Source organism: Butyrivibrio sp. Su6 (assembly GCF_900108105.1).
In the GTDB taxonomy this organism is placed as follows: Bacteria; Bacillota; Clostridia; order Lachnospirales; family Lachnospiraceae; genus Butyrivibrio.
Window position 1 is genome coordinate 198,851 of sequence record NZ_FNUR01000003.1, and the last position, 26,095, is coordinate 224,945.

The window sequence follows — 26,095 nt, forward strand, 5'->3', positions numbered from 1 at the left end:
AAACATTTCAGAGCGCAATTATGATAATTTTCATGATTGCGCTCTTGTTATTATGACCCTAACAAAAGGGTGAAACGCACATATAAACGAAAAGTGAGGGTGAATGTTATGATGAGAAAAAATTATTGGAACTACAAATTAAAGAACATGATGGTGATCTTCCTTTCAGCCGCTGTATCTTTTTCATCAGCTGCAGGAATGAGTCTTAAGTCCTACGCCGCAGATGAACAGCAGGAAAATGAAGAAGAAACAAACGACAGCAGTGAGAACGGTGATGCCGGTGACAACAACGATGCTGAAGAAAATAATGAAGCCGGTGACAACAACGATGCTGCTGAAAACAACAATAATAATGAAAATAACGAGAACGCCGAAGAAAATGCTTCAAATGATGAAGCAGACGATAATGAATCCGATACCAATGGCAATGACGCAGGCGAAGAAAACGAGTCTGATGAAGCAGGCAATTCCGATGAAACAGATAATAGCACATCAAACAATGATGACAATAATTTAGGCGATGAGACAGAAAATAATGAAAATGCACAGAGTGAAGAAAACAATGGAACACCAGAAAGCGCATCTTCTGCCCCTGTAGAACCGACAAAGCCTGAGATTGAAGGCGAACTTGATAACGACAAGATCCGCCAGTACAACCAGGAAGCTGAGAATTACAACCAGCAGGTTGATGACTACAACAAGGCTGTTGATGAAGAATATGAGCAGGCGCTTATAGATACTGAGAAAAAGAACGAAGAAATCGAGCAGAACAATCAGGAACAACTTGCAAGGGCTGCTGAAGTAGAGAGTGAAAACGCGCAGCTTCAAGCGCAGTATGAGGAAGAACTTACACAGTATAATAAGGACCTCGTAATAGAAGGAAAAATACTTGCTTTGGGTTACTCTTCCGTAGAGCAATACAATGCCACAATGATCAAAGCAAATAATGAAGCAAATGCTTCTGTTCCAAAAAATTCCGATGAAAACGCAGTATTTTCCATGGCAAACTCCTATGTAATTGAGGAAGCAGAAATAAAATCAGGCAACGCTGTTCCGGTCCATATTGAGCACCTTTTTCCAGAAGTAAACCTTTACTACACAGAAGATTTTGAGATAGACGAAAATGACATAATAACTTTTTATTCTGCTGCAGTTCAGCTTGAGAGCACTGAACCAGGGTATGCATCATTTTATATGAACACAGATGAATCTCACCTGATGGGCTTTTGGAGTCAATACTCCATTTGCGAAGCTGCGGCAAATTTTTCAGAATATATTATCAACTGTGGGGCATCGCATAGAGTATCATTCAAGGATGGAACCTTATATCCATCTGATATTCCGGAAATCTACATGACATATAACTATTTATGGTATCCTCTGAAAAATAATTATAAGACATACAATGTTCCAAAAGAGCCAACCTTAAACCTTATAGACTTTACTCCAAATATTATGGAAAAACTCGCTGCTCCAAGTAAAAGATCTTACTTAGATCATATAAGTCTTATGGATCTTCTTGCAGAGCCTGAAATAGAAGTAACACCTGAGCCTGAACCTGAAGTTATTCCTGAAATAACTCCTGTAATACCGGTAGTTCCTACTATCACTCCGGTTGTTCCAGAAGTTCCGGCACCTGCAGCTCCTGCAGATGAAACGCCATCTGATGGTACTCCTGATGCAGCTGACGACGCTGCACCTGCTGAAGACGCAGTTACTACAGCACCTGCACCTGCAGCGATAACAATCGAAGAAGCTCCTGCTCCTTTGGCAGCAGTTCCTGAACAGGGCGCAGTTCTTGGTGCAAGCAGAGATACAAATAAAGCAGCAGTTCTTGGTGCAAGAAGAGCTTCAACAGAAGATACAACCAATGCACCTATAAGAGTTATGTTTATCCTTCTTGCAGGATTTACAGCAATAACAGTTATCAGAAAGTCAGGAAAAAGAACTCTTCTTAAATAATATAATAATGAACCCCTTTTAAACGTTCATATATTTCACCCCAAATACAGGGGCTGCACTCATCGCAGTCCCTGTATTTTATTGCCTCTTTACGAATTTCTGCCCCAGTCCTGGTAATTCATAAAAATAGGATTTGACATTATCATTTTCTGTGTTATAGTTGTAATAGAACAACAATAACAATTGTATATTGATCCTTTTTTATGAGGAGGGAACTTTATGAATATACAGAAATTCACACAAAAATCTATCGAAGCTGTCAATGGCTGCGAAAAAGTGGCTATTGAATATGGCAATCAGGAGATTGAACAGGAACACCTTCTGTACTCTCTCATGACTATTGAGGACAGCCTTATTTCCAAGCTCATAGAGAAAATGGGCATAGATAAGGAAGCTTTCCTAAACAGAATCATCTCCGCTATTGAAAAGAGAACCAAAGTTTCCGGCGGACAGCCCTACATCGGAGCCGACCTCAACAAAGCTCTTTTGTCTGCTGAGGATGAAGCCAGGGCTCTTGGAGATCAGTACGTATCCGTCGAGCATCTGTTTATGTCTCTTATTAAGAAGCCCAACAGAGAAGTAAAAGAGATCTTCAGAGAATTTGGTATCGACAGAAACAGATTCCTTCAGGTCCTTTCAGAGGTACGAGGCAACAGAAATGTTACAACTGACAACCCTGAGGCAACCTATGACACCTTAAGTAAATATGGAACAGAGCTGGTAGAGAAAGCCAAAAAGCAAAAGCTCGACCCTGTAATAGGAAGAGACACAGAAATACGTAATGTGATCAGGATCCTGTCCAGAAAGAGCAAGAACAATCCTGTTCTTATCGGTGAGCCCGGTGTCGGCAAGACTGCAGTCGTTGAGGCCCTTGCCCAGAGAATTGCCAGTGGCGATGTCCCAACTGCTCTTAAGGATAAAAAGATCTTTTCACTTGATATGGGTGCGCTGGTAGCCGGTGCCAAATACCGCGGCGAATTCGAGGAGAGGTTAAAGGCAGTCCTTGAGGACGTCAAGGCCTCCGATGGAGAGATAATTCTTTTCATAGATGAACTTCATCTTATAGTAGGTGCAGGTAAAACAGACGGTGCCATGGATGCCGGTAATATGCTTAAGCCAATGCTTGCAAGAGGCGAGCTCCACTGCATCGGTGCTACCACCCTCAATGAATACAGACAGTATATTGAGAAGGATGCCGCTCTTGAGAGACGTTTTCAGCCTGTTATGGTTGAAGAGCCTACAGTTGAGGACACCATCAGTATCCTTCGTGGATTAAAAGAGAGATATGAAGTTTTCCATGGCGTTAAGATCATGGACAGTGCTCTTGTTAGTGCCGCTGTTCTTTCTAATAGATACATCTCAGACAGATTCCTTCCTGATAAGGCAATCGACCTTGTGGATGAAGCCTGTGCTCTCATCAAAACTGAGATGGATTCAATGCCCGCTGAGCTCGATGAACTAAACCGTAAAATCATGCAGATGCAGATTGAAGAGGCTGCCCTTAAAAAGGAAGATGATTCCCTCAGCAAAGAGAGACTTATGAATCTTCAGAAAGAGCTTGCTGAACTTAAGGAAGACTTTGATACCAGAAAGGCTCAGTGGTCCAATGAAAAAGAAGCTGTAGATAAGCTTGCAGCAATGCGTGAACAGATTGATACCATCAATTCAGAGATTGCCATTGCCCAGCGAGATGGCGACTATGAGAAAGCCGGTGAGCTCCAGTATGGAAAGCTCCCTGCTCTCAAAAAACAGCTTGAAGAGGCTGAGGAAAAAGCCAAAGAAAAAGAGGCAGACGGTGCCCTTGTACACGAAAAAGTTTCAGAGGACGAGATTGCCGGAATCATCAGCAGATGGACAGGCATTCCTGTAAACAAGCTCACAGAGAGTGAGAGAAACAAGACTCTTCATCTTCCTGATGAGCTTCATCAGAGAGTAATTGGTCAGGATGATGCCGTTGTAAAAGTATCCGAAGCCATTATGAGATCCAAAGCCGGTATCAAGGATCCAAGTAAGCCTATAGGGTCATTTCTTTTCCTTGGTCCAACAGGTGTTGGTAAGACAGAACTTGCCAAGAGCCTTGCCCAGTCACTGTTTGACGATGAGAACAACATGGTCAGAATTGACATGAGCGAATACATGGAAAAATACAGTGTGTCCAGGCTTATAGGAGCGCCTCCAGGATATGTAGGTTATGAGGAAGGCGGTCAGCTTACTGAGGCTGTTCGCAGAAAACCTTATGCTGTCGTTCTTTTCGATGAGATAGAAAAAGCCCACCCTGATGTATTCAATATTCTTCTTCAGGTGCTTGATGACGGAAGAATTACTGATTCACAGGGACGAACTGTAGATTTCAAGAATACTATCCTGATAATGACTTCAAATATTGGAGCTCAGTATCTGCTCGATGGTATCAGAGATGACGGTTCAATAAGTGAAGATGCTGAAAAGGCCACAATGGAAGATTTGCGTTCTCACTTTAGACCTGAGTTCCTGAACAGGCTTGATGAAATAATAATGTTTAAGCCTCTCACCAAGGACAACATCGGCGGAATAGTCGATCTTGTAATAAATGATCTCAATAAGCGTCTATCCGACAGAGAAATCAGCATAAAGCTCACAGATGCTGCCAAGAGCTATGTAATTGATAACGCCTACGATCCTATATACGGCGCAAGACCTCTTAAGCGTTACATACAAAAATATGTGGAAACACTTTCTGCCAAGATCATTCTTGAAGATAAAGTAAAACCACACGATATTATCACTTTTGACGTAGAAAATGGCGAACTTGTTGCAAATGCCCAAAATATATGATAAATTTTTTGCTTTGCAACACACTAAAAGCTAAATTGCGTGTACAATTTAACGCTTGTGCAATATCACCAAATTAAAGTGGTAAGCTTTGTCATTTATGCAAAACAGTATATAAATTTTTTATAAACAAAAAATAAATATTGCATTAAGTAAGCTGGTACATTATAATCCTCACTAGTTTTTAATTTTACATTTGGCAAAGCAGGCCAAAGCCTGTGACGCAAAGCTATAGGGACTTTAAAATGTCAGCCAGTTGTACCTTTAAGTAGGTTATTACTTAACTAATAGGAGCATGGGACATTTTCGTCCCATGCTTTTTTTGTCATAAGTTTTTTATCTTCCATGACAAAACAATGTTAAGTGGTCGGTTAGAGGAAAGGGAAAAAAAATGAACAAGAAAAACAGAAACATGGTCCGCGGTATAATACTTATTGCATCAGTGCTTGCACTGCTTATGGCTGCATGTGTAGGCATAATTGGATTCAGGAACATCCAGAAAGCTTATCTCACATCATTCTCTGAGGGTCTGCACGCGGCAGCTGTACTTTTAGATGATGAAGTATCAAATCAGTTTCAGGGTGACTGGACACTTTCAGAAGATGGTCAGCTTATGAAAGGTGACGTAGCTGTTCACGACATTTATCAGGCACAGCTCGATGCACTTCATGAGAAAACCGGTATGCACTATACATTATTTTATGGTGATACACGTTTTGTTACATCTCTTACAGACGCAACTACAGGTCAGCGTATGGAAGGAACAAAAGCTTCTGAAGCTGTAATAAGCGAAGTACTTAATAGCGGTAACGAATATCTTGCTTCAAATTTTGAGATTGCAGGTCAGGATTGGTACGCATACTATCTTCCACTTAAGAACTCTGATGGTTCTGTTGTTGGTATGGTTTTTGCAGGACGTGATACTTCTATCGTAAAAGCAAATATGAACGCAGCGCTTCGTTCTATTGTTATAACTTTTGTATGTTTCTTTTTATTTAATTTTGGTGTTGCCCGCTATTTGATAAGCACATCCACAAGATCAATACGTGACATCGTTTCTGGACTTAAGAATCTGGAAGATGGTGAACTTTCTTTCTACATCAATGATCGTACATTCAACCGTAAGGATGAGCTTGGTGTAATTGCAGAAAGTTCCGCTATGGTTCGTGATAAGTTGCAGGATGTTATCAGTGCAACCAAAAAACTCTCAGAAGACGTTACAAATTCAGGTGTAAAGCTTGCCACTTCTGCTGAGTCAGCATCTAACGTTGCTGAGCAGATTACAGCAGCTGTTGAAGATATCAGCCGCGGCGCTGCTTCCCAGGCTGAGAGCATGGAAAGTTCAGTTGCAAATACTAACCAGATGGGTGACAGCATTGACGAGATCACAGGAAGAATTGAAGATCTTTCAAATGCAGCAAATGAGATGATGTCCGGTGCACAGAGAACTGTTGAAACACTTAACGACCTTATGGACAAAAATCAGGGCGTTATGTCTTCAATGCAGGACATCCACAACCAGATCCGCACAACAAACGATTCAGTTAAAAACATTGCAGAAGCTTCAAACATGATCACTGCAATCGCTGAGCAGACTCATCTTCTTTCTCTCAATGCTTCTATCGAGGCTGCAAGGGCCGGTGAGTACGGCAAAGGATTCTCAGTGGTTGCTACAGAGATCGGTAACCTCTCACAGCAGTCAAAAGAGGCAGCTGTTTCAATCAAGCAGATTGTTGAGTCACTCGTAGCTGAGTCACAGAAAAATGTTGAGACAATAGAACTCCTTGGCAAGAGCATGCAGGAGCAGAACACACAGCTCAACACAACAAAGGATGATATGGACGTAGTAGTTGAAAACGTAAATAACGTAGACAGCTCAACAAAGCTCATCTCCAAAAAGATTCACCTGCTCAACGAGCTTAAGGCAGGATTCTCAGACATTATCACAGAGCTCTCTGCAATATCACAGCAGAACGCAGCATCAACAGAGGAAACAAACGCTTCCATGGAGGAGCTTAACGCAACATTTTCTCTTATAAGCAGTGCTGCCAATGACCTCCGTGACATGGCAGAAACCCTCAACGAAAAAATGTCCTTCTTCACATTAAGTGAAGCAAATTCATAATCGCAAAGATAGCACAAATAAAGAGCCTCATCACAGCTGTATAAGCCAGATGGGGCTCTTTTTGTTAATATTCAATGCCCAGGCGCGCTTCAATGCCCCCGTCGTAGGGATGCCTTATTTTTTTCATCTCTGTGATGTAATTAGCATGTTCAACGAAGAAGTCAGGGGCATTTCTGCCTGTGAGGACAATTTCCATTGAAACGGGTTTATTAGTGATAAGCGCTTCAAATCTTGCTTTGTCGATGATGCCATAGTTGTAGGGGTAGGTGGATTCATCCATGATAAGGACGTCACACTCTCCACCGCTTATGAGTTTTTCTATTTCTGTGAGGATTCTGTTGTGTTCGTTTGTAAAAGCAGCTATGGATTCTTCTGAGTCCTTTTTGAACCAGCCGAGGTTTTTCTCACTCCTTATGACTTTGATATTGGGGATCTTGTCAAAAGAGTTTAGTTCTGAAGTTTTTCTTCCTTTCATGAACTGGGTGAATACAACTTTTTTGCCGGCTCCTGCTGCCCTTATGGCAAGTCCGATAGATGCTGTAGTCTTGCCCTTACCATCGCCGGTATAGAGGTGGATCAGACCTTTGGGCTCATTATCAACATTTCCCATGTTTTCTCTCTTCTCTTTCGACAAATCTATTTTCACAGCTGCATTATCTTTCAAAACTCTTGTAGCTCCGGCATACTCACTTGTCCTGTATACGCATTTTTCAGCGCTGCAGCTACTACACTTGGAATGCTTTTCCTGCTGATTTTCAAATAGTTGAGTCCTAAACACAACACTCTTTTTGGGAACAAGCACAAAGGCGTCATTATATCTTATTTTCTTTTGTCCAAGCTTTTTCATGGCTTCAGGAATACTTTCGAGTGAAAAGCCATCACTCCCTGCAAACTGATATCCGCCAGCATAAAGACCTGTGGACTCATGGAGCTTTTCATCTATTTTTTCATAGGCAAGTGATAAAAGATCCAGTCCCAGACAATCAACAATGTAGGCTTCCTGAATATTTCCTTTTTCCAAAAGATTATTCTGAAACTCGTCAATTGCTCGTCCAAGGCTTGCTACTACCAGTGCAGACTTTTTTCCCTCTTCATCCTCTTCGATGATATGGTGAAAAATAGCATGAACTCTTGGAGCAATCTTCCTGTAGATTCTTATTATTTCTGCTTTTTCATTGTCATTAAAATGATATCGCCTGATGAAAGCATCAATGCAGCCCTCATCAAGCGATACCTCTATTGGTTCAAATGTCATTATTGTTCCTCAATTTCCAGCATTACTTTTTATCTACATCCTCAACAACTGCTTCAGCATCAACAGCATTCATCTCCTGGTTAACTCTCTTTGCATACTTGGAGACTCTTGATATTGTCCACAGATTGGTGATTCCATCATAAACCAGGAATATTCCGATGATAGTCACCGCTATTTCTTTTGCATCCTTAGGATTAAACAAAAGAAATGCTCCCATACCGATAGTTCCTACTGCAAGGATCAATGAGATCCACCAAAGTGAATATCTATAGCTTACAAGGGAGATTGTCTGCCCCAGATTCATAAGTCCGCTAAGAAGGATAAATACGCCAAAGAGCTTGGGGATAAAATCGGTAAATGCGTCAGGCTTAAGGAAAATCCATACACCAATGGCTGCAATAATCACTCCCATTGCAAAACCGCCCGACATTACTATACTGCGCTCTTTATGTAAAAAATAGCTGAATACAAATATCACACCTGCTATTACCAGCAGGATTGCCAACGCTCTTGCCATGATGAGAAGACTTGCTTCTGTCCAGAATATAAGAACAGCACCTATAGCAATCATCACAATGGCTTCAATCACGTAATTTAACTTCATTTTTTTAAGTGTTTCCATACTCTGCCTCCGAATATGCTATAATGTATTAACATTCACCTTAAATTTTAACTTAATCAATGATTATTGTTAAGCATCAATTACAAAGAATAGAGAGAATAGTATGGTTATCAAAAATGTAAATCTTGAAACAGTTTGTGGAATCACAAGCACACTTCCGGACAATCAGTTTCCTGAATTTGCCTTCGCAGGAAAAAGTAATGTAGGAAAAAGCTCCCTCATCAACGGCATTATGAATCGTAAAAACTATGCCAGAACTTCACAGGAGCCCGGAAAAACTCAGACAATCAATTACTACAATATAAACAACGAGTTCTATCTTGTAGACCTCCCGGGATATGGATTTGCTCGTGTCCCCGAAAAGGTTAAGGAGCAGTGGGGAAAAATGATTGAAAACTACCTCCACACATCCAAGCAGCTCCTTAGAGTTTTCCTTCTTATCGATATTCGTCACGAGCCCTCAGCCAACGACGTTCAGATGTACAAATGGATCGTCCATCAGGGCTTCCAGCCGGTCATCATCGCTACCAAAGCTGACAAGATCAAACCTTCTCAGCGTGAAAAGCACCTGAACATGTTAAGGAACGGCCTTGGCCTTCCTGATGAAATTAAAATCTTCCCATATTCAGCATTATCCAAAGAAGGAAGACAGGAAATCTACGATTTCATGGATGAACTGCTCGCGGAAGCATCTCCTTCAAATGAAGCTTAAATGAAGCAAAAAATAAGCTGTGAAAAATGATCTCTCATTTTTCACAGCTTTTATTTATTTAGCCTGTTTTAATTTCTTGCTGTCCTTGTGGACAATGAGTGGCTGGCTTGTGCCATCTACAGAAGCATCTGTGATAACGCACTCACTGATGGTGTCATCAGAAGGAATCTGATACATAACATCCATCATAGTCTTCTCCATGATAGAACGAAGTCCACGGGCTCCTGTTTCTCTCTCATAAGCCATCTCAGCAATTCTCTGAACTGCTTCATCCTCGAATGTAAGCTTAACATCATCGAAGTCAAAGAGCTTCTGATACTGCTTAACAAGTGCATTCCTTGGCTTTGTAAGAATCTTGACCAAAGCTTCCTTGGAAAGACCTTCCAAAGTAACTGTGATCGGTACACGTCCTACAAACTCAGGAATAAGACCAAACTTTACAAGATCCTGAGGTGTTACCTCTTTAAGAACCTCTCCGATCTCTCTTTCTGACTTATCAGCAATCTCTGCATTAAATCCGATTGAATTTCTGTCAAGTCTTGCCTCAACGATCTTATCAAGACCATCAAATGCACCGCCGCAGATGAAGAGGATATTGCTTGTATCAATCTGGATAAGCTCCTGATGAGGATGCTTTCTTCCGCCCTGAGGTGGAACACTTGCAACAGTACCTTCTACGATCTTAAGAAGTGCCTGCTGTACACCTTCACCTGAAACATCTCTTGTTATAGATACATTCTCACTCTTTTTGGTGATCTTATCAATTTCATCGATATAAACAATTCCATACTGAGCTCTTTCAATATCGTAGTCAGCGTTCTGGATAAGTTTAAGAAGAATATTCTCAACGTCCTCACCAACATATCCTGCCTCAGTAAGAGTAGTAGCATCAGCGATAGCAAAAGGAACATTTATGATCTTGGCAAGTGTCTGCGCAAGATATGTCTTACCGGAACCTGTAGGTCCGATCATGATGATGTTACTCTTTTGAAGCTCAACATCGTTTTTGTCCTCGCTCTTAGGAGCAAGAACTCTCTTGTAATGGTTATAAACAGAAACTGCTAAAACCTTTTTAGCTTCATCCTGTCCGATTACATACTCATCAAGAAAGTTTCTGATCTCAACCGGTTTGAGAAGATTGATGTTCTTCTCACTGGCTGCAACAGGCTCGTCCTCGAACTCTTCCTCTATGATATCTGCGCATATTTCAACGCACTCATCACAAATATATACTCCTGCAGGTCCTGCTATTAACTTTTTTACCTGATCCTGTGTCTTGTTACAAAAAGAGCACCTGATCTCTCCGGAATTTTTTCCTGCCATAACATCTCCTTTGATTACTTAGATTCCTTTTCTACAGGACGATTCTCAATAATGGAATCGATAAGACCGTAGTCAAGAGCTTCCTGAGCTGAAAGCCAGTTGTCACGCTCTGTATCTGCGCAAACCTGCTCATATGTCTTTCCTGTATTTTCTGCAAGCATTCTGTTCATCTTCTCTTTTGTTCTGAGAATGTGCTTTGCAGCGATCTCGATTTCTGTAGCCTGGCCCTGTGTTCCGCCAAGTGGCTGATGGATCATTACTTCAGCGTTAGGAAGTGCCATTCTCTTACCCTTTGCACCACCTGCAAGAAGGAACGCACCCATGCTGGCAGCCATACCTATACAGATTGTGCTTACATCACACTTGATGTAGTGCATTGTATCGTAGATAGCCATTCCGGAAGTGATCTCTCCTCCAGGACTGTTAATGTACATGTGGATATCCTTGTTAGGATCCTCTGCCTCAAGGAAAAGAAGCTGTGCAACCACAATACTTGCTGATGTAGCATTAACTTCCTCACCAAGGAATACGATTCTTTCTTTTAAAAGTCTGGAGTAAATATCGTAAGATCTCTCTCCACGGCTTGTTTGTTCAATGACATAAGGTATTAAACTCATTATCTGTCCTCCAACCTTGCCTTATCAAAAAGCATTATTTACCACTAAACCTAAATAGTGTGGTCTGCACAGCTAAAAAACTATACACAACCACACTATATTATACGGCTAAATACTGTTTTTTGAAAGTCTTTCGCACAATTTAATAAACTCTTAATTATTCGCTCTTCTTGAATAATTTGTTAAAAAAGCTCTTTATTGCGTTTCCAATCTTCTTGATAGGGCTTGTCTTCTCAACAGATTTATCAGCACTTCCATCTTCATTTACGGCAGGCTCTGCATCCTTTGGTGCAATTTCTTCGGATAACTCTTCACCATTCTCAATAGCCTCTGGTGCCTCATCACCTGTCTTTGGCTCAAGGTCAAAATCGATACCTGCTTCTTCCAAAGCGCTCTGCAGCGCTGCTCTCGCATCTTCAACAGCCTGCTTAACTTCAGCTAATGTATCTTCATCAGATTCTGCATCTATTGCTGCCTGCTCTGCATCAAGAGCATCTACAAATGCATCATATAATTCTGTAATGTTTTCTTTTACATCTTCATCATCCAGAGCTTCGATCGACTCAAGAAGATTTTCAAGCAAAGTTGTCATATCTGCGTCTGCTAAAGGCTTTTCTCCATCCTTAGGCTCTTCTTTAGGAGCTTCACCCTCTTTTGGTGCCTCACCCTCTGGTTTTTCAGGTGCTTCGCCCTGGGCAGGTGTCGCTCCCTGAGCAGGTGGCTGCGCATCTTTTGCCTGAGGTGCTGCCATGGCTGTAACCTGCACAGTCGCAAGCATTATAATCGCCGAAGCTATTGCTGTCATTGTTCCTATTATTCTTTTCATCATAGATTCCTCCATTTTTAATTTATTTTTAGTTCCTCACAGTAATATTTCTTGCAAGCAAACAAATATAGTGGGGTCACATTAAAAAAATTCAAAAAATCTTTTTTGGCGGGCTACCCCATTCTTTGTCCATCCATATTCGAATAATTCAATATACTCGGGAGTTAATTATGGAAAAGAATGCATTTAGCGAAGAAGTCATAGAGGTAAAAAATACTCCGTCTCAGCTGAATTCTTTTATTGAAAAAAACACAGGGTACATAAAATACTGTGCATATAAATGTGTGGGAAGATTCATAACAGAAAGTGATGATGAGTACTCCATTGCACTTAGCGCTTTCCTTGAAGCTATCGATTCTTACGATATTTCCAAAGGAGCTTTCTCAAGTTTTGCAAATCTGGTCATAAAAAGAAGGCTTCTTGATCATATGAGAAAGGCAAAGCACCATGAATGCGAGCTTAGCGTAGAACCCTACCTTTTTGAAGGAGAAATAGATGAGGACAAGGAGTCTCCTATTTCATTTGAGCTCAAGGAAAAATCAGCAAATATTTCTTATGCAAAGCAAAATTCCATAGACCATCAGGTAACTGTAAAGGATGAGATAGCAGAGATCAGCAGCAAGCTTACTGACTATGGTTTTAGCTTTATGGATCTGACAAAATGCTCCCCCTGCACGGAAAAGACTAAGAGAGCATGCGCTAAGGCTATAAAGGTGATGTTAACTTCAGAAGAACTGCTGCAGAAAATGAAACGTTCAAAAACTCTTCCAATGAAAGAACTCGAGGAAAAAAGCCGGATATCAAGAAAAATGCTGGATAGATACAGACGCTACATAATCACTGCAACACTGATAATAAATGGTGATTATCCACAGCTTTCAGAATATATGTGGTTTATAACTAACTCTCCATCAAATTTGTAAAGGGACAGATCATGCACGCAATTGTAATGGAAAAAAAGAAAAGAATATGTGCCGTTCTTTGCGATGACGGATGCTTTAGAAAAATAGCCGGTAACTTTGACGTCGGCCAGGAAATATCAGTCATTGCAGACTCGCCAACAACCTGTCATATAAGAGGCAAAAAAAACAGGCATCAAAGCATGTATAGATTATTTCTGCCATATGCGGCTGCTGCCCTTATCATCATTGCTGCAGGCCTCTCCTATATGTACGAGACAGCTCTTGCCTATTCCTATGTTACAGTCGATGTAAATCCATCCATAGAATACACCTTAAACAGACTGAACAGGGTAATAAACGTAACCGCCCTCAATGACGATGCTGCCGAGGTTGTTGATGCCCTTAGTGATAGTCTGAAAAACAAAAGTCTTTCCGATGCACTATCAGAAACAGTTGCTGTTTTGCAGGAAAACAATTATCTCCTCGGTGACGATGCCTCAATACTAATTGATGTCGTCCCCGGAAGTGAACGCTCTTACAGTGATCTTTCTGGTGATATATCCGAAGCTTTTGATGATAGCAATATCAGTCTTTGCCTCCTTGAATCTAATATAGCTTCAAGGCAGGAAGCCATAGACTCCGGTATGAGTACCGGAAGGCTCGAAGCCATGAAGCAGATAGCTGATAACACTCCTCTAAATGAAACTGATTCTTTTACCGGTGATAACAGCCAGGACTTATCAACACTTAAAGATGTTTATAAGTCACTCCCCGTAAAAGAGATACTCTCAGAGTACTCTGGTGCTGAAGGTAACGGAAATGGTCCTTCTGAAATTCCAGGCGAGATTCCGGAGGAAAACACAACTGATAAGCAAATCCCAATTGAAGATCCCGAGAGCCTGCAAAATCCCGACATCCCATCCGGTGACAACAACAATCCTGATTTGCAAATAGCACCAGATAGTCAAAATACATCTCAGTTAAATGAAGCTTCCAAAGAAAATAGCGTTGCTTCAGAAAATGCTCCTCCTGCAGATAACAGGCCAACTACAGAAGGTGCCCCAAACGAAACCAATAATAATGCAATAAAAGAACCGGTACCACAAGATACCGGTTCTAAAGGCATTTCAGAAATGCCGTCGGCTCCGCAAAATGCTCCGTCACCAACAAATTAGTGCTCATCAACTCTTGCTGCACATATTACCAGTCTCATGGAATCATCGTAAGTACAGGTAGAGAGCGTAACTATATGGTCAAGGCTCTGAGGCGCAACACTTGATTCAACATCTGCATTCTTGATGATATCACTGAGTGCACTCCAGTAATGCCTTGGATCCTGTCCATATGCATAATAGATCTCGTGATCATCAGAGATCAGTTTGCAGGCAAATATCTGGTAGCGATAAACCTTGTCCTTCGTAAATATCTGGAAGAATTTGTGCTCATCATAATACTCTTTGTCATTCTCATAGAATTTAAGTTTACCAAACATGGTAAGATTACCCATATTATGGCCATAGATCAGAGTATTAGGGTCGTTAAAATCAGGGGTTGAAAGGCCATCTACAAATATCGCTCCAGCATTGGCCCACTCTCCATTGTATGCAGTCTCAAGGTAAGTGGTATTATCGCCGCTATAAACTATAGGATAGCTTATATCCTCGTTTTCAAACATTATCCATCCAACGGCATCCACATAGTCTTTGCTCATTTCTTTTACATCGACCTGAGCAAGATTCCACCAGTCATTTGACGCACTCGTCACAAGCACCTGCTCATCCGCATAGCCAAAAGACTCTGCTACAGTTTTACTTACAGCCGCGCTTGTAACTGTCATCTTACCGGCGTTTCCTGATGAAGTAGTGACATATTCATTCTTTACTTCATCGTACATAGCCTTAGACTTTATATAGTCCTGGTTAAGCCTGTATATAAGGATAAAAGAAACAGCCATTATCAAAAGTCCTACGCGGCATATGGACTTCCATCCATCCTTGTACCACAGCTTATCTTTTTTCTTTTCACCTATGTAAATATATATACCTGCCAGTAAAACTGTAATAATTGCCTCAAGGATAAGAATCCACACTCCGGTAAACTTTCCAACATAGAATCCACTGGTCTTAGGGGCTCTTCCCGGAGTTATGATCACAGGAGGCGCTGGCACTTCCACTGGGGCCGGAGTATAAACCACTTCCTCATGTTTTACTTCCGGATCAGGTGTAGGCTCCGGAGTTGGCGCTGGTGCAGGCTTTGGTTCCGGTTTAGCCTCTGGCTTTGGCTCTGGCTGTGGCTCCGGTGTAGGAGTTGGCGTTGGCTCAGGCTGTGGTTCTGGTTCAGGCTCTGGTTCCGGCTCCGGAACTACTTCCACAGGAACTACATATGAAAGAACATATGTAGAAAAGTACCTTGAATAGATGCAGATCACATCTTCACCAAAATATACAGTACCATCAACATAGTCATCTGTTGGCCTGTCTGAAAGTGAAGCAAAGGCAAGGACTTCTCCATCGTGTTCTCTGACAAGTTTAAAGTCCTCTTTATCAGTCATATCAAAGCCGACTTCAATCTCTATTGTCCTGTCAAGGTCATGGATATTCTCAGGATCTTCGTCATTGATACGCCTTGTAACACCAATATCCAAAAACTCTTTTTTCACATTATCTAATACTTCGCTGTCATAGAGGCTTTCTATCTTCGAAGTGACGCTATTTACAATGCCACTATCAATATCTTCAGGTTTTTTAGGAGTTACAAAAAGTCTTACTCTGACCTTATCTCCTGTCTGCTCATCCGTATAATCCGAGAGTTTATCAGCCTTTACAGAGGAAATTGAGCTTTCCACATCCCCATTTTCAAGATCCACAATTGTCTCTTTTTCAGGGGGCAATATGGTTATTATCATGCTTCCATATTCTGTCACATAGCCAACCTTAGCCGCCTGATAGTAGACTGTATACTGACCAACGTCCTTGAAAATAGGCGTAGAGTACCCGTTATGCTTATCATCACCAATTGAATATCTGAGGATCGCATCAGCCGGGTCAGAAGTACAAACAAATGAATGATACTCGCCGTCTGCGACTATGGTCTTTTTATCAGGCTCAGTAACAATGATACGTAAAAGATCCACAGGGTTTAGTCTTGTATGTACCGTTGTACCTTCAGAAATTTCGGATTTGAAATTACTGTCTGTAGCCGGAATCCAGGTCTTTATAATATAATCAGTATCTTCATCAAGTCCTCCAAATGTCAAAGGAGTCCCATCCATTGGTGCATCCACCCAGTCTCTTCCAGGGATCTCATTGCCATCTTTATCATAAAGCCTGTATTTCTGTAAAGGCTTCGTAGGATCAGGAGCTGGGAAAATAACTGAAACCGTCTCAGGATCAGCAGATATCCCTCCGCCACTTGGATCTATATCTTCAGCTATTGGCCTTGGAGGAATAGCCAGCAGCTGTGGAGGTGAATCTCCGTATCCGCCGGTACCTTTTTTTACTATAGCTACAGCAGTATCAATAATGTTATAAGGTGTTCCGTTGTCATCCGTTCCTATAAGCGGAATAACACCACTTCCCGATGAGGTTATGCTAAGGATAGTGCCGTCATCAGTTGTTATTTCAAATAGAGATGACGGATCAAGATTATCCAGTTCTTCATCAATATATCCAATCTCAGCCTCAGGCGCATGGAAGGAAAGAGAGCCCGCCTCTATGAAAATATACGAATTAACAGCAGTGTCTGTAATATCACAGATTGCAAGCTTGATCTTTACTGTATCTCCAATGTTAACCTGTTTCTGGGCTGTAAAAACATTAGAAACTCCATTAATAGTACCGCCATTAATCTGAATTTGCTTTTCTGTAAAAAGACTGTGAATTCCTCCTAAAGTAGTACTGGTACCACCACTCATCTCAGTGCCGTCAACACCGGCTCTTAAGTTATTTATAGTGACAGGAACCTGGCTTCCATTTGTCCTTGTTATAAGCGCAATATTGTCATATGCTCCGCCATTGACACTTACAAAGAGTCCAAATATATCATTAAATTGCGGCCCCTGATTAAACTCTCCTGAAGCAAAAGCATAATTAAATGTCAAAAGAGGTCCATTGGCAACCAGCGAAAACTCCAAAGTGGACGTATGGCCGCCATAGCTATAGGCAGAGTCCTTAATTGAATTAAGCTGCGCATCATTTCCACCAGCAATCTTTCCGCTTGTATCAAGAATAATTCCTGCATCTATCCCTACATCTGCTAGTCCATTTGAAAACGTATATACTGTTCCCGTCCTTGACTCGTTAGTTGCAGCTATACCGCCTCCGAGGATTTCTTTTACCAGATCACCGGCAGACTTACTAAAATCATCATCGTATACCAAGGTTCCGTTACCTGCAGTAACAGTTGCATCGGTCATAAGGATCTCATAGGTTATACCACTAATATCCACTTCAAGCTTTTCATCTGAATGGAACTCCCTGTTGGAAACAAGATATATCTCGCCTTCGTCATTTCTTTTTACACTGACCAGGTCCTCATCGCTTGATCTCGCATCCGTAGCAGTTCCTTTAAGTCCCACTGCATCAAGGATTTCTGAAAGAAATACCCTTCCGCCGCCTTTAATTGAGTATTCGATCTTCCCATAGGTGAACTCAACAGTGTAAAAAGAAAAGCCGTCAGTTTCTACAGTAACTTCATTTCCACTAGTTTCTGCATCAAGCTTTGACGCATTAAGGTCTCCCGCTTCGTCTGCCACATGATAAACTTCTGTATCAAGGTTATCATTTTCCACTTCCACCAGAGAAAAGCTAACCTTTACTTCACCCTTTGAAGTATCAGGCTGCAATTCTTTTCCATCTTTATCAACGATCTTTATATCAAAAGAATATGATACTGCCACATTGACATCATCAGTTCTTTCCTTTTCTACAGCATCTAAGATCTGCTCCTCTTCATTTTGAGACACCTGGCTTACTATAAGGCGCGCACCTTTCGGGAATACTCCTTCGGCTGCCTTCACAGTTATTGAAACGCCATTTATAATACTGGTCTGTTCAAAAGAAACAGCTTCTTCATCCTCTTTTTTCTCATCCACATATACAGTGATAGTTGGAAAACTACTCTCAATCCTGTATTCATCAGAAATAACAGGAAAGTAAACAAATACTGCCCCGGATTCCTTAGTATTAAATTCCTCCGAAGTACTCTTGGTGTCATCAAGTTTCCACTCAATTCCTGAAATCGAGATTTCTTCAAGAGTTCTCTCATCATCCTCTTTATCAATATCATCTTCAGTATCGTCTTCGTTGTAATCTCCGGGTGCTATGTAAGATGATGTCTTATCGTCATCTTCTTCAGCAGCATAAACTGTTATTCTGCCAAAAAGTCTCTCCCATAATGTTAACTTAGCGCTGTCACCTGAAGTTTCTTCTGAATTATCACTGTCCTCACTATCTGAGCCTTTATCCTGATCATCCTCAGAATTTTCAGCACCATTTCCGGAATTACCATCGCCTTCCTCATCCCCGTTTCCGGAGTCAGTATTTGCATCCACCTGGTCACTGTCAGAGGTACTATCTTCTTCATCCTGATCATTTACAGAATTTATGCCTTCACTTGTAGCCTCTTCGTCTTTATTTCCATCACTGTTATTTTCGTCTGTATTCCCATCACCGGATTCATCAATCGTATTGTCTTTGGCTGATGTATCTGATTCAGTGGCATTTTCATTTTGGGAAGAGCCGCTTTCACTGCTATCAGTTTGGTTATCGACCATACTTCCTGCTGTTGCTGCATCGGAATGCTCTTCTTCAGTTGATGCGCTTGCAGCAGCATCTGCCTCGTCTAGTGAACTGCTACTGCTTGCTGCAGCATCTGCCGAATCTCCACTTGAAGCGCTAAGTGAAACTGCAGACTCATCAGAAGATAGAAGTGACGAAGCTTCTCCACCTTCAGTTACCACATATGCTATTAAATTATCCGGGAATATTATCTTTTCAAACGGATCCCCCACAGACAGACGCTGGGTAGCAATACCCTCAGGAAGTTCTAGAAAACTACTGATGACTTTCGCATCATCTTTTTCGGGCTTGGCAAAAGATGTCAAATTGATGACAGATGCTGCCAACACAAATGACATAGATATTGCAGCTATTCTTTTATTAAGTACTGATTTAATAGTCATGAACATTAATCACCCTTAATAAAAAGACTATTACTTATCTGTTTATCGTACGTTTTGCTATATTAGTTAACGATGTAAATCTAACTTTTTTATAAAAATGCTACGTCAAAATAAAAATATAAACGAGCGATAATTACGCATATACGAAAAAAAAGGACTCTCGCGCAAGCGATTAGCTTGCGCAAGAATCCTCTTTATAATCTATTTCTCTATAAATTGTTGTGCCCTAATATACAGAGTTAATTAAGCCTCTTCTTCTGTCTTTTTCTTTCTTGTTGTCTTCTTAGGCTTCTCTTCTGCGTCGTCATCCTTCTTAGCAGCTTTCTTTGTAGCTGTCTTCTTAGGCTTTTCCTCAGCATCGTCTGCTTTCTTTGTTGTCTTCTTTGCAGCTGTCTTCTTTGCTGTCTTTTCTTCAGCATCGTCAGCCTTCTTTGTAGCTTTCTTCTTAGCTACTTCTTTAACGTTCTCTACAAGGAAATCAGCAGCTTTCTGAACAGCAAGGTCACTTCTCATTGTCTTCTGCTCAGACTCTGACATAAGCTCTTTAAGCTTGTCAAGTTCCATCTTGTACTGCTCAGCCATCTTCTTGAGTTCTTCCTCGAAGTCCTCATCGCTAACTGTGATGTTCTCAGCCTTAGCAACTTCCTCAAGAACAAGTCTAGCCTGAATTCTTTCGATAGCCTGTGGCTTAACCTGCTCGATCATCTTGTCTACAGTGTTGCCTGTATACTGAAGGTACTGATCCATGCTCATGCCCTGCATCTGAAGTCTCTGAGCAAAATCATTAACGATCTGTCTAGCCTGAGTCTCAACCATAGCTTCTGGAAGTTCCATCTCAGAATCTTCGATAACAGCCTTAACTACAGCGTCCTCTCTCTTAGCCTTCTCTTCGTTTGTCTTTCTCTCTACGAGTTTCTTCTTAACATCTTCCTTGTACTCAGCAAGTGTATCGAAATCAGATACATCGCTAGCGAACTCATCATTGAGTTCAGGAAGCTCTTTAGCCTTGATAGCCTTAACTGTGCACTTGAATGTTGCAGCCTTACCAGCAAGGTTGTCAGCCTGGTAATCCTCAGGGAATGTTACGTTAACATCGCCTTCCTTACCAATTTCAAATCCAACAAGCTGCTCTTCGAATCCAGGAATGAAAGCACCTGAACCGATTGTAAGAGGATAATCTGTTCCCTTACCACCTTCGAATGCAACTCCGTCAACAAATCCTTCGAAATCAAGAGTAACGATATCGCCATCTTTAACAGCTCTGTCTGTTACTTCTACTGTTCTTGCGTTTGTATTTCTCTGCTTGTCGATTTCAGCATCAACATCTTCGTCAGATACTTCGAGATCCATCTTCTCAGCCTCTACGCCCTTATATTTACCAAGCTTAACCGGAGGCTTAAGAGCTACTTCTGCTGTAAAGATGAAATCCTTACCAGCCTCAAGCTGCTCAACATCAATCTTAGGTGAAGAAACAACCTCTTCTCCGCACTCCTCTACAGCCTTAGGATACTCTTCCTCGATAAGCTCGTTAGCAGCATCCTCATAGAATACTCCCTTGCCATACATCTGCTCGATCATCTTACGAGGAGCCTTGCCCTTACGGAATCCTGGGATCTGAATCTTGTTTTTGTTCTTGTCATAGGCCTTCTGGATAGCCTTTTCAAGCTGCTCTGCAGATACTTCGATCTTAAGCTTAGCCATGCTCTTCTCAAGCTTCTCTACTGTTACGCTCATTTTTGCTAAATTCTCCTTCTAAAAATTGTTTATATAAAGGGTTTTTAAACCCTTCTGGCCTTTTAGGCACAATCGCTTGTAGATTATAACATAGCTGAATATTTTTTTCCACAACAATTTATCTTAAAAAAGTCAATTCTCATCAAATCACAATTTTACTGAGCTCATGTGAGAGTTGCTGTATTTAACATCGCCGGTAACATCCTCAAAGAACCACTTTGCCGGCTTATACGCTCTTGCTGCCTCTTCACTTGGGAATTCAACTTCCGCAAGAATAGTCCCTTCAAAAGGCGCATCAAAAATATCCAATTCTATCTTGATCTTTCCCTCTTCTATAGCTTTTTTTATATCAGGCTCACCGGCAAAAAAAGCTTCATCAAATCCATCGCTGTTTAATGGAATAAGGTATCTCTTTTTCCTTATCATATTGCCATCAGCCTTGAGTACAAGATGATCATAAGATTCTTTATCAAGGGGCATGTTATATTCTACTTTACCTATTGGCCTGCTCTGGCCATCCTGCGATGGATCTTCATTTTCCATGGAAGATCCCTTATATGTCATGTAATAGGTGTCATCTTCCCTGCGCACCCTGACTGCCGGGTGAACATTAAGATACCCCTGCTCAATAACATGGTAGGGGTATCGGTCTAAGTCCTTGGGAAGCTCTTTTACTGTGAATTTACGTTCAATCTCTATTCCCATATATTTTTCCTCAATAGACAGGAATGCCTTCTGAAACATTCCCTGGAGCTTACTGTTTATATACTATTTTTGCAGCCATATCATCAGCAGCTTTTTTGCCCTGGAATTTCTCGATAATAGCAAGACCAAATGGAATTGCTGTTCCCATTCCGCGGCTGGTAATAAAGTTATCATCAAAGGTAACTTCTGATGTCTGCACGTCGGCCCCGTTGAGATCCACTTCGCATCCCGGATAGCAGCAGGCTTTTTTGCCATCAAGAAGACCCATTCTGCCATAGACTGTAGGTGCCGCACATATAGCAGAAAGAAGCTTTCCTGAATTACTGAACTCTGTGATCTTTTCTCTTAATGGCTCACAGTTAAACAGATTGTTTGTTCCAGGCATTCCACCCGGAAGAATTATCATGTCGATTTCATCAAAGTTCACATCATCAAATAACTTATCAGCTTTTACTGTAATGTTATGTGATCCTGTAACCTCGAGAGAATCACTGATTGAAACTGTACTGATCTCTATCTGAGCTCTTCTTAAAAGATCAACAACTGTAAGTGCCTCAATTTCTTCAAACCCATTTGCTAAAAAAATCGCTGTTCTGTTCATGATTTCCTCCTGGTTGATTCACCCTCGATCAGTTCGCCGGGGAATGTAATGTGGCGATGACCACTTTCACCGTCGATGATGTCAAATAATAACTTCATTGTTGCCTTTGATATGTCTTCAAGGGGCTGCCTTACTGTTGTAAGTCTCGGCACGCAGAACCTTGAAATATCCTGTCCGTCAAAGCCTGCCACGCTCACATCCTCAGGAACTCTTATCCCTGCATCGGCAAAAGCCCTTAGAGCGCCAACAGCCAGCACGTCAGAAATGCAGTAAAGAGCTGTGAACTCTTCTCCGGACTCAATGAGTGCTTTAGTAGTCTGGTAGCCGTTTTCCATGGAATAAATTCTCTTATCAACCAAACGGATAAGATTCTCATTTATCTCTAGGCCATTTTCCTTAAGTGCCTCCAGATAACCTTCAAGACGAAGCTTTACTATGGAAGGCTTATCGCTGCCTTCAGATAAAATTGCGATCTTTTTATGTCCAAGTCCGATCAGATACTCAGTCATCTTGCGGCTTTCAAGCAAGTCATCCACAGATACTGTCGAGTACTCTTTTTTGCTTAATTTTTCTGATACTTCCGAACCAATAGTAGCAAAAACAACAGGGACATTAAGCTGCTTTATCTTGGAAGAAGAATGTCTTGAGCTTCCTCCCATAAATATAATGCCGCGAAGCCTCTTTTCTTTTTCCAGCTCAAGAGCCACATCCAGTTCATCCTCATAAGCCTCAACATGTCTGAGGACCAACGCATACTTGCGATTCTCTGCCTCCTGCTCTGCTATCTGTATCATCGGGGTAAAAAATGGATTGGTAATTCCCTTTACCAGGACTGCAATGCATTTTGCATCTGTTCGTTTCAAATTCCTCGCGCTGTTATTGGGAACGTAGCCTGTTTCCTTTATTACCTCAAGAATCCTTTTTTTAGTTTCAGGATTGATATCAGAGTGGTCATTGATTGCTCTGGATACCGTGCTAACACCTACACCGCATCTTTTCGCAATCTCAACTATTGTAATATCCGCCATAACATCCACCTATCTCTATGAAACTACAAGTCCGATGCCGCATGGATTTCTGTCCACACGCCATCGGATCCGTTTTTTCTTTTTATCTCAATCTTCCATAGATTCTAGCATAGTCATACATTTCCTTGCAAAGAGAATCTGAAAGAGCATCTTTTCTCATACGCCATACCCAGTTGCCACCGAGTGTTGAAGGAGTATTGATCCTTGCCTCTGCACCAAGTTCCAGATAATCCTGCATTGGAATGATCGCTGTGTCAGATACGCTGGCAAAAGCCGCTCTGACCATAGCTTTAACTGCATCTTTTGAGTATGTGATACCCAGATATTCCTTGGCAAATCTCTTGTCGCTTCTTGGAAGTGCATCGAACCAGCCTCTGCAGGTTTCATTGTCGTGAGTTCCTGTGTAAACGATGCAGTTCTTTGTATAGTTGTGAGGAAGATAGTCACTCTCCTCCCTTGAATCAAAAGCAAATTCAAGGATCTTCATTCCCGGGAAGCCTGTCTTTTTAACAAGCTTTATTACAGAAGGAGTCAAAAATCCAAGATCCTCTGCAATAACTCTCTGCTCTCCAAGTTCCTTTTTCATGACATCGAAAAGCTCGATGCCCGGGCCTTTTCTCCACTCACCAATCTCAGCTGTTGGATTGCCATATGGAATTGCATAGTACTCATCAAAGCCTCTGAAGTGATCAATTCTTACGACATCATAGAGCTTAAAGCAGTGGGCAAGTCTCTTCATCCACCACTTGTAGCCTGTTTTCTTGTGATAATCCCATCTGTACAAAGGATTGCCCCAAAGCTGGCCTGTTGCACTGAATGCATCCGGTGGGCATCCTGCAACATCCGTAGGAACATTGTCCTTATCTAGCTGGAAGAGTTCAGGATTTGCCCATGTATCAGCGCTGTCAAATGCCACATAGATCGGGATATCTCCAACGATGTCAACTCCGTTTTCGTTGGCATAGGCCTTGAGGGCTTTCCACTGTTTTGAAAAAAGATACTGCAAAAAGCTGTAAAACTCTATTTCTACCTTATATTTTTCTGTGGCTGCCTTAAGTGCATCTTTCTTTCTAAGTCTCACACCCTCTTCCCATGTATCCCAGGCCTTACCGCCATTGACATTTTTAAGAGCCATGAAAAGAGAATAATCAGAGAGCCAGTCATTGTCCTTATCATTTTTGAAAGCTTCAAATTCCTTCTTTATCTCTGCTGCCTTTGAAACCTTATCCAGATTATCAAAAGCCTTTTTAAGAAGCTTAAACCTTGATCTGTAAAGCTTCTCATAGTCTATATATTCGTCGCTGACACCAAAATCGCACTTATCTGCATCAGCTTTGTCCAAAAATCCCTCTTCAATAAGGGCCTCGATATCTATAAAATATGGATTCCCTGCAAATGTGGAAAAAGACTGATATGGTGAATCTCCATAACTTGTAGGGCCAAGCGGAAGGATCTGCCAGTAGCTCTGTCCTGCCTTTTTCAAAAAATCAACAAATTCATACGCCTGTTTTGAAAATGTTCCAATCCCATACTTGGACGGAAGTGAAAAAATCGGAAGTAAAACCCCACATGCTCTTGTCTTCTTTTTACTTTTTTTAGCCATAACAAATCCTCTCAACACTAATAAAATCTATCACTGTAACAGTTCTTTCATCAAAAGAGCTACGGAAAAAATTACCGTTCCCGGTAACGTTTCCATAGCTCTACTTTATCAGTTTATAAAAACTATTTCAAGTGAAAAAATCAAACACCATGCTCTTCAAAAGGAGTCTTTTTAATTCCCCAAATAAGATTTCTCCACTGCTCAAGCTGGTCTACAGTCATAAATCCATTGGATGTACCCATGTAACCGATCTTGTAGGATGCAAATAAAAGAGCATTCTTTATTGCGTTTACACTGTCTCCCGTCTCCATGTAGAAATGAAGAAAACATGCAAACAGGGCATTACCGGCACCTATTGTATTGACAACTTCGTTGGTCTTAACTGTCTTGTAATGAGCCTTTATATCCTTGGTCTTGTCAAACAGGATAAGACCTTCACTACCCTGTCCAAGAATGATGACCTCTGTTCCATAGGTTGATGCCATTCTGTCTATGAAATCATATGGATCTTCAGTGAGAGTATCATCGCTGAAATACAGTACTTTTGCGGGTTCAAGGAAATCCGTATTGTATTTTTCCTTTTCAGGATTATAGCTTCTTATGTTGACTGCTATCGGCTTTCCAAGCTCAGCAGCAGTCTTGGCAAAAGGCCTGCAGAAATTAGCATTGGCAAGGACCATCATGTCACATGCACCGGCTATTGGTGCTACCACGTTCATGTCGTAGACATTTTCTCTAAGGTCTTTAATATCCTCAAATATCTGCTGTTTTCTCTGTTTGTCATACAGCACCACTTCAGTGGGAGTTTCCTGCATCTGAGGAATGATATAGTCAGTAGAAAGAGTTATCCTTCTGTCAGGCGGGTTTATAAGGCCAAAATCCTGATTTCTTCCAACAATGGACATGAATGTAACGTCATCTCCCAGCCACTTAAGAGCCAGTGACTCATTGTAAGCATCGCCGCCCATGGCAGTGTAGATAGAATCCTGAACCCTGGTCAAAGGAGCATAATTTACGGGAATCTTGTCCACTCTGACAATTGTTTCAATCTGCGTTACTCCAGCTACTAAAAACTTGCTCATGTTTGC

The 26,095-nt window shown here is 41.3% G+C and carries 18 protein-coding genes and 1 riboswitch; of the genes, 6 read left to right on the forward strand and 12 right to left on the reverse strand.

All coding sequences use genetic code 11. The features are described from left to right. The first annotated feature begins 108 nt into the window (after positions 1 to 108). The 3 genes from C4S54_RS05050 (at position 109) to C4S54_RS05060 (ending at position 6,898) form a co-directional block, all read left to right on the forward strand. Positions 109 to 1,962: a hypothetical protein gene (locus tag C4S54_RS05050; protein WP_103868571.1), complete on the forward strand. Its 1,854-nt coding sequence runs from the start codon at positions 109 to 111 to the stop codon at positions 1,960 to 1,962. A gap of 219 nt (positions 1,963 to 2,181) precedes the next feature. Next, positions 2,182 to 4,776: an ATP-dependent chaperone ClpB gene (clpB, locus tag C4S54_RS05055; protein ID WP_103868572.1), complete on the forward strand. Its 2,595-nt coding sequence runs from the start codon at positions 2,182 to 2,184 to the stop codon at positions 4,774 to 4,776. Positions 4,777 to 4,961: 185 nt separating this feature from the next. Further along, a riboswitch (cyclic di-GMP riboswitch) is annotated at positions 4,962 to 5,037 on the forward strand. 127 nt (positions 5,038 to 5,164) lie between these two features. Further along, positions 5,165 to 6,898, forward strand: coding sequence for a methyl-accepting chemotaxis protein (locus tag C4S54_RS05060; RefSeq protein ID WP_103868573.1), 1,734 nt, complete (start codon positions 5,165 to 5,167; stop codon positions 6,896 to 6,898). A 64-nt stretch (positions 6,899 to 6,962) separates the two neighbouring features. Here C4S54_RS05060 and C4S54_RS16205 read toward each other — a convergent pair whose 3' ends face one another. After that, positions 6,963 to 8,153, reverse strand: a complete 1,191-nt coding sequence (locus C4S54_RS16205; RefSeq protein WP_242973743.1) for a cob(I)yrinic acid a,c-diamide adenosyltransferase — start codon at positions 8,151 to 8,153, stop codon at positions 6,963 to 6,965. A gap of 22 nt (positions 8,154 to 8,175) precedes the next feature. Next, a complete protein-coding gene (locus C4S54_RS05070) occupies positions 8,176 to 8,775 on the reverse strand; it encodes an HdeD family acid-resistance protein (protein ID WP_103868574.1) in 600 nt (199 codons plus the stop codon). A 103-nt stretch (positions 8,776 to 8,878) separates the two neighbouring features. Here C4S54_RS05070 and yihA point away from each other — a divergent pair, with 103 nt between their 5' ends. Continuing rightward, a complete protein-coding gene (gene yihA / locus C4S54_RS05075) occupies positions 8,879 to 9,487 on the forward strand; it encodes a ribosome biogenesis GTP-binding protein YihA/YsxC (protein WP_103868575.1) in 609 nt (202 codons plus the stop codon). Positions 9,488 to 9,541: 54 nt separating this feature from the next. Here yihA and clpX read toward each other — a convergent pair whose 3' ends face one another. The 3 genes from clpX to C4S54_RS05090 form a co-directional block, all read right to left on the reverse strand. After that, a complete protein-coding gene (gene clpX / locus C4S54_RS05080; RefSeq protein ID WP_022774546.1) occupies positions 9,542 to 10,810 on the reverse strand; it encodes an ATP-dependent Clp protease ATP-binding subunit ClpX in 1,269 nt (422 codons plus the stop codon). A 14-nt stretch (positions 10,811 to 10,824) separates the two neighbouring features. Next, positions 10,825 to 11,427 carry an ATP-dependent Clp endopeptidase proteolytic subunit ClpP gene (gene clpP, locus C4S54_RS05085; RefSeq protein ID WP_022774545.1) on the reverse strand — a complete coding sequence of 201 codons (603 nt, stop codon included), beginning with the start codon at positions 11,425 to 11,427 and terminating at the stop codon, positions 10,825 to 10,827. Between the two features lie 157 nt (positions 11,428 to 11,584). After that, positions 11,585 to 12,256: a hypothetical protein gene (locus tag C4S54_RS05090; protein ID WP_103868576.1), complete on the reverse strand. Its 672-nt coding sequence runs from the start codon at positions 12,254 to 12,256 to the stop codon at positions 11,585 to 11,587. A 167-nt stretch (positions 12,257 to 12,423) separates the two neighbouring features. On the opposite strand from C4S54_RS05090, the gene C4S54_RS05095 reads away from it, so the two are divergent. Both C4S54_RS05095 and C4S54_RS05100 read left to right on the forward strand, forming a co-directional pair. Next, the gene (locus tag C4S54_RS05095) at positions 12,424 to 13,176 is read left to right on the forward strand and encodes a sigma factor (RefSeq protein WP_103868577.1); all 753 of its coding nucleotides are present in this window, start codon (positions 12,424 to 12,426) and stop codon (positions 13,174 to 13,176) included. An 11-nt stretch (positions 13,177 to 13,187) separates the two neighbouring features. Continuing rightward, positions 13,188 to 14,330 carry an anti-sigma-I factor RsgI family protein gene (locus tag C4S54_RS05100; RefSeq protein ID WP_103868578.1) on the forward strand — a complete coding sequence of 381 codons (1,143 nt, stop codon included), beginning with the start codon at positions 13,188 to 13,190 and terminating at the stop codon, positions 14,328 to 14,330. Here C4S54_RS05100 and C4S54_RS05105 read toward each other — a convergent pair. From C4S54_RS05105 to C4S54_RS05135, 7 genes are all read right to left on the reverse strand, one after another. Next, the gene (locus C4S54_RS05105) at positions 14,327 to 19,336 is read right to left on the reverse strand and encodes a choice-of-anchor L domain-containing protein (RefSeq protein WP_146059962.1); all 5,010 of its coding nucleotides are present in this window, start codon (positions 19,334 to 19,336) and stop codon (positions 14,327 to 14,329) included. The two genes, C4S54_RS05100 and C4S54_RS05105, sit on opposite strands and share 4 nt — an antisense overlap. 243 nt (positions 19,337 to 19,579) lie before the next feature. Continuing rightward, the gene (tig, locus tag C4S54_RS05110; RefSeq protein WP_103868580.1) at positions 19,580 to 21,070 is read right to left on the reverse strand and encodes a trigger factor; all 1,491 of its coding nucleotides are present in this window, start codon (positions 21,068 to 21,070) and stop codon (positions 19,580 to 19,582) included. A gap of 147 nt (positions 21,071 to 21,217) precedes the next feature. Further along, entirely contained in the window at positions 21,218 to 21,775 is a 558-nt protein-coding gene (locus C4S54_RS05115) for a CYTH domain-containing protein (protein ID WP_330405588.1), read from the reverse strand. A gap of 49 nt (positions 21,776 to 21,824) precedes the next feature. Further along, positions 21,825 to 22,376 (reverse strand): DJ-1 family glyoxalase III, encoded by a 552-nt coding sequence (locus C4S54_RS05120; RefSeq protein ID WP_103868581.1) that lies wholly within the window; start codon positions 22,374 to 22,376, stop codon positions 21,825 to 21,827. Beyond that, positions 22,373 to 23,404, reverse strand: a complete 1,032-nt coding sequence (locus tag C4S54_RS05125) for a LacI family DNA-binding transcriptional regulator (RefSeq protein ID WP_103868582.1) — start codon at positions 23,402 to 23,404, stop codon at positions 22,373 to 22,375. Before C4S54_RS05125 ends, C4S54_RS05120 begins: the two co-directional genes overlap by 4 nt. Positions 23,405 to 23,486: 82 nt before the next feature. Next, positions 23,487 to 25,007 carry a 4-alpha-glucanotransferase gene (gene malQ, locus C4S54_RS05130; protein WP_103868583.1) on the reverse strand — a complete coding sequence of 507 codons (1,521 nt, stop codon included), beginning with the start codon at positions 25,005 to 25,007 and terminating at the stop codon, positions 23,487 to 23,489. Positions 25,008 to 25,147: 140 nt separating this feature from the next. Further along, a complete protein-coding gene (locus C4S54_RS05135; RefSeq protein WP_103868584.1) occupies positions 25,148 to 26,089 on the reverse strand; it encodes a carbohydrate kinase family protein in 942 nt (313 codons plus the stop codon). Positions 26,090 to 26,095 lie beyond the last annotated feature (6 nt).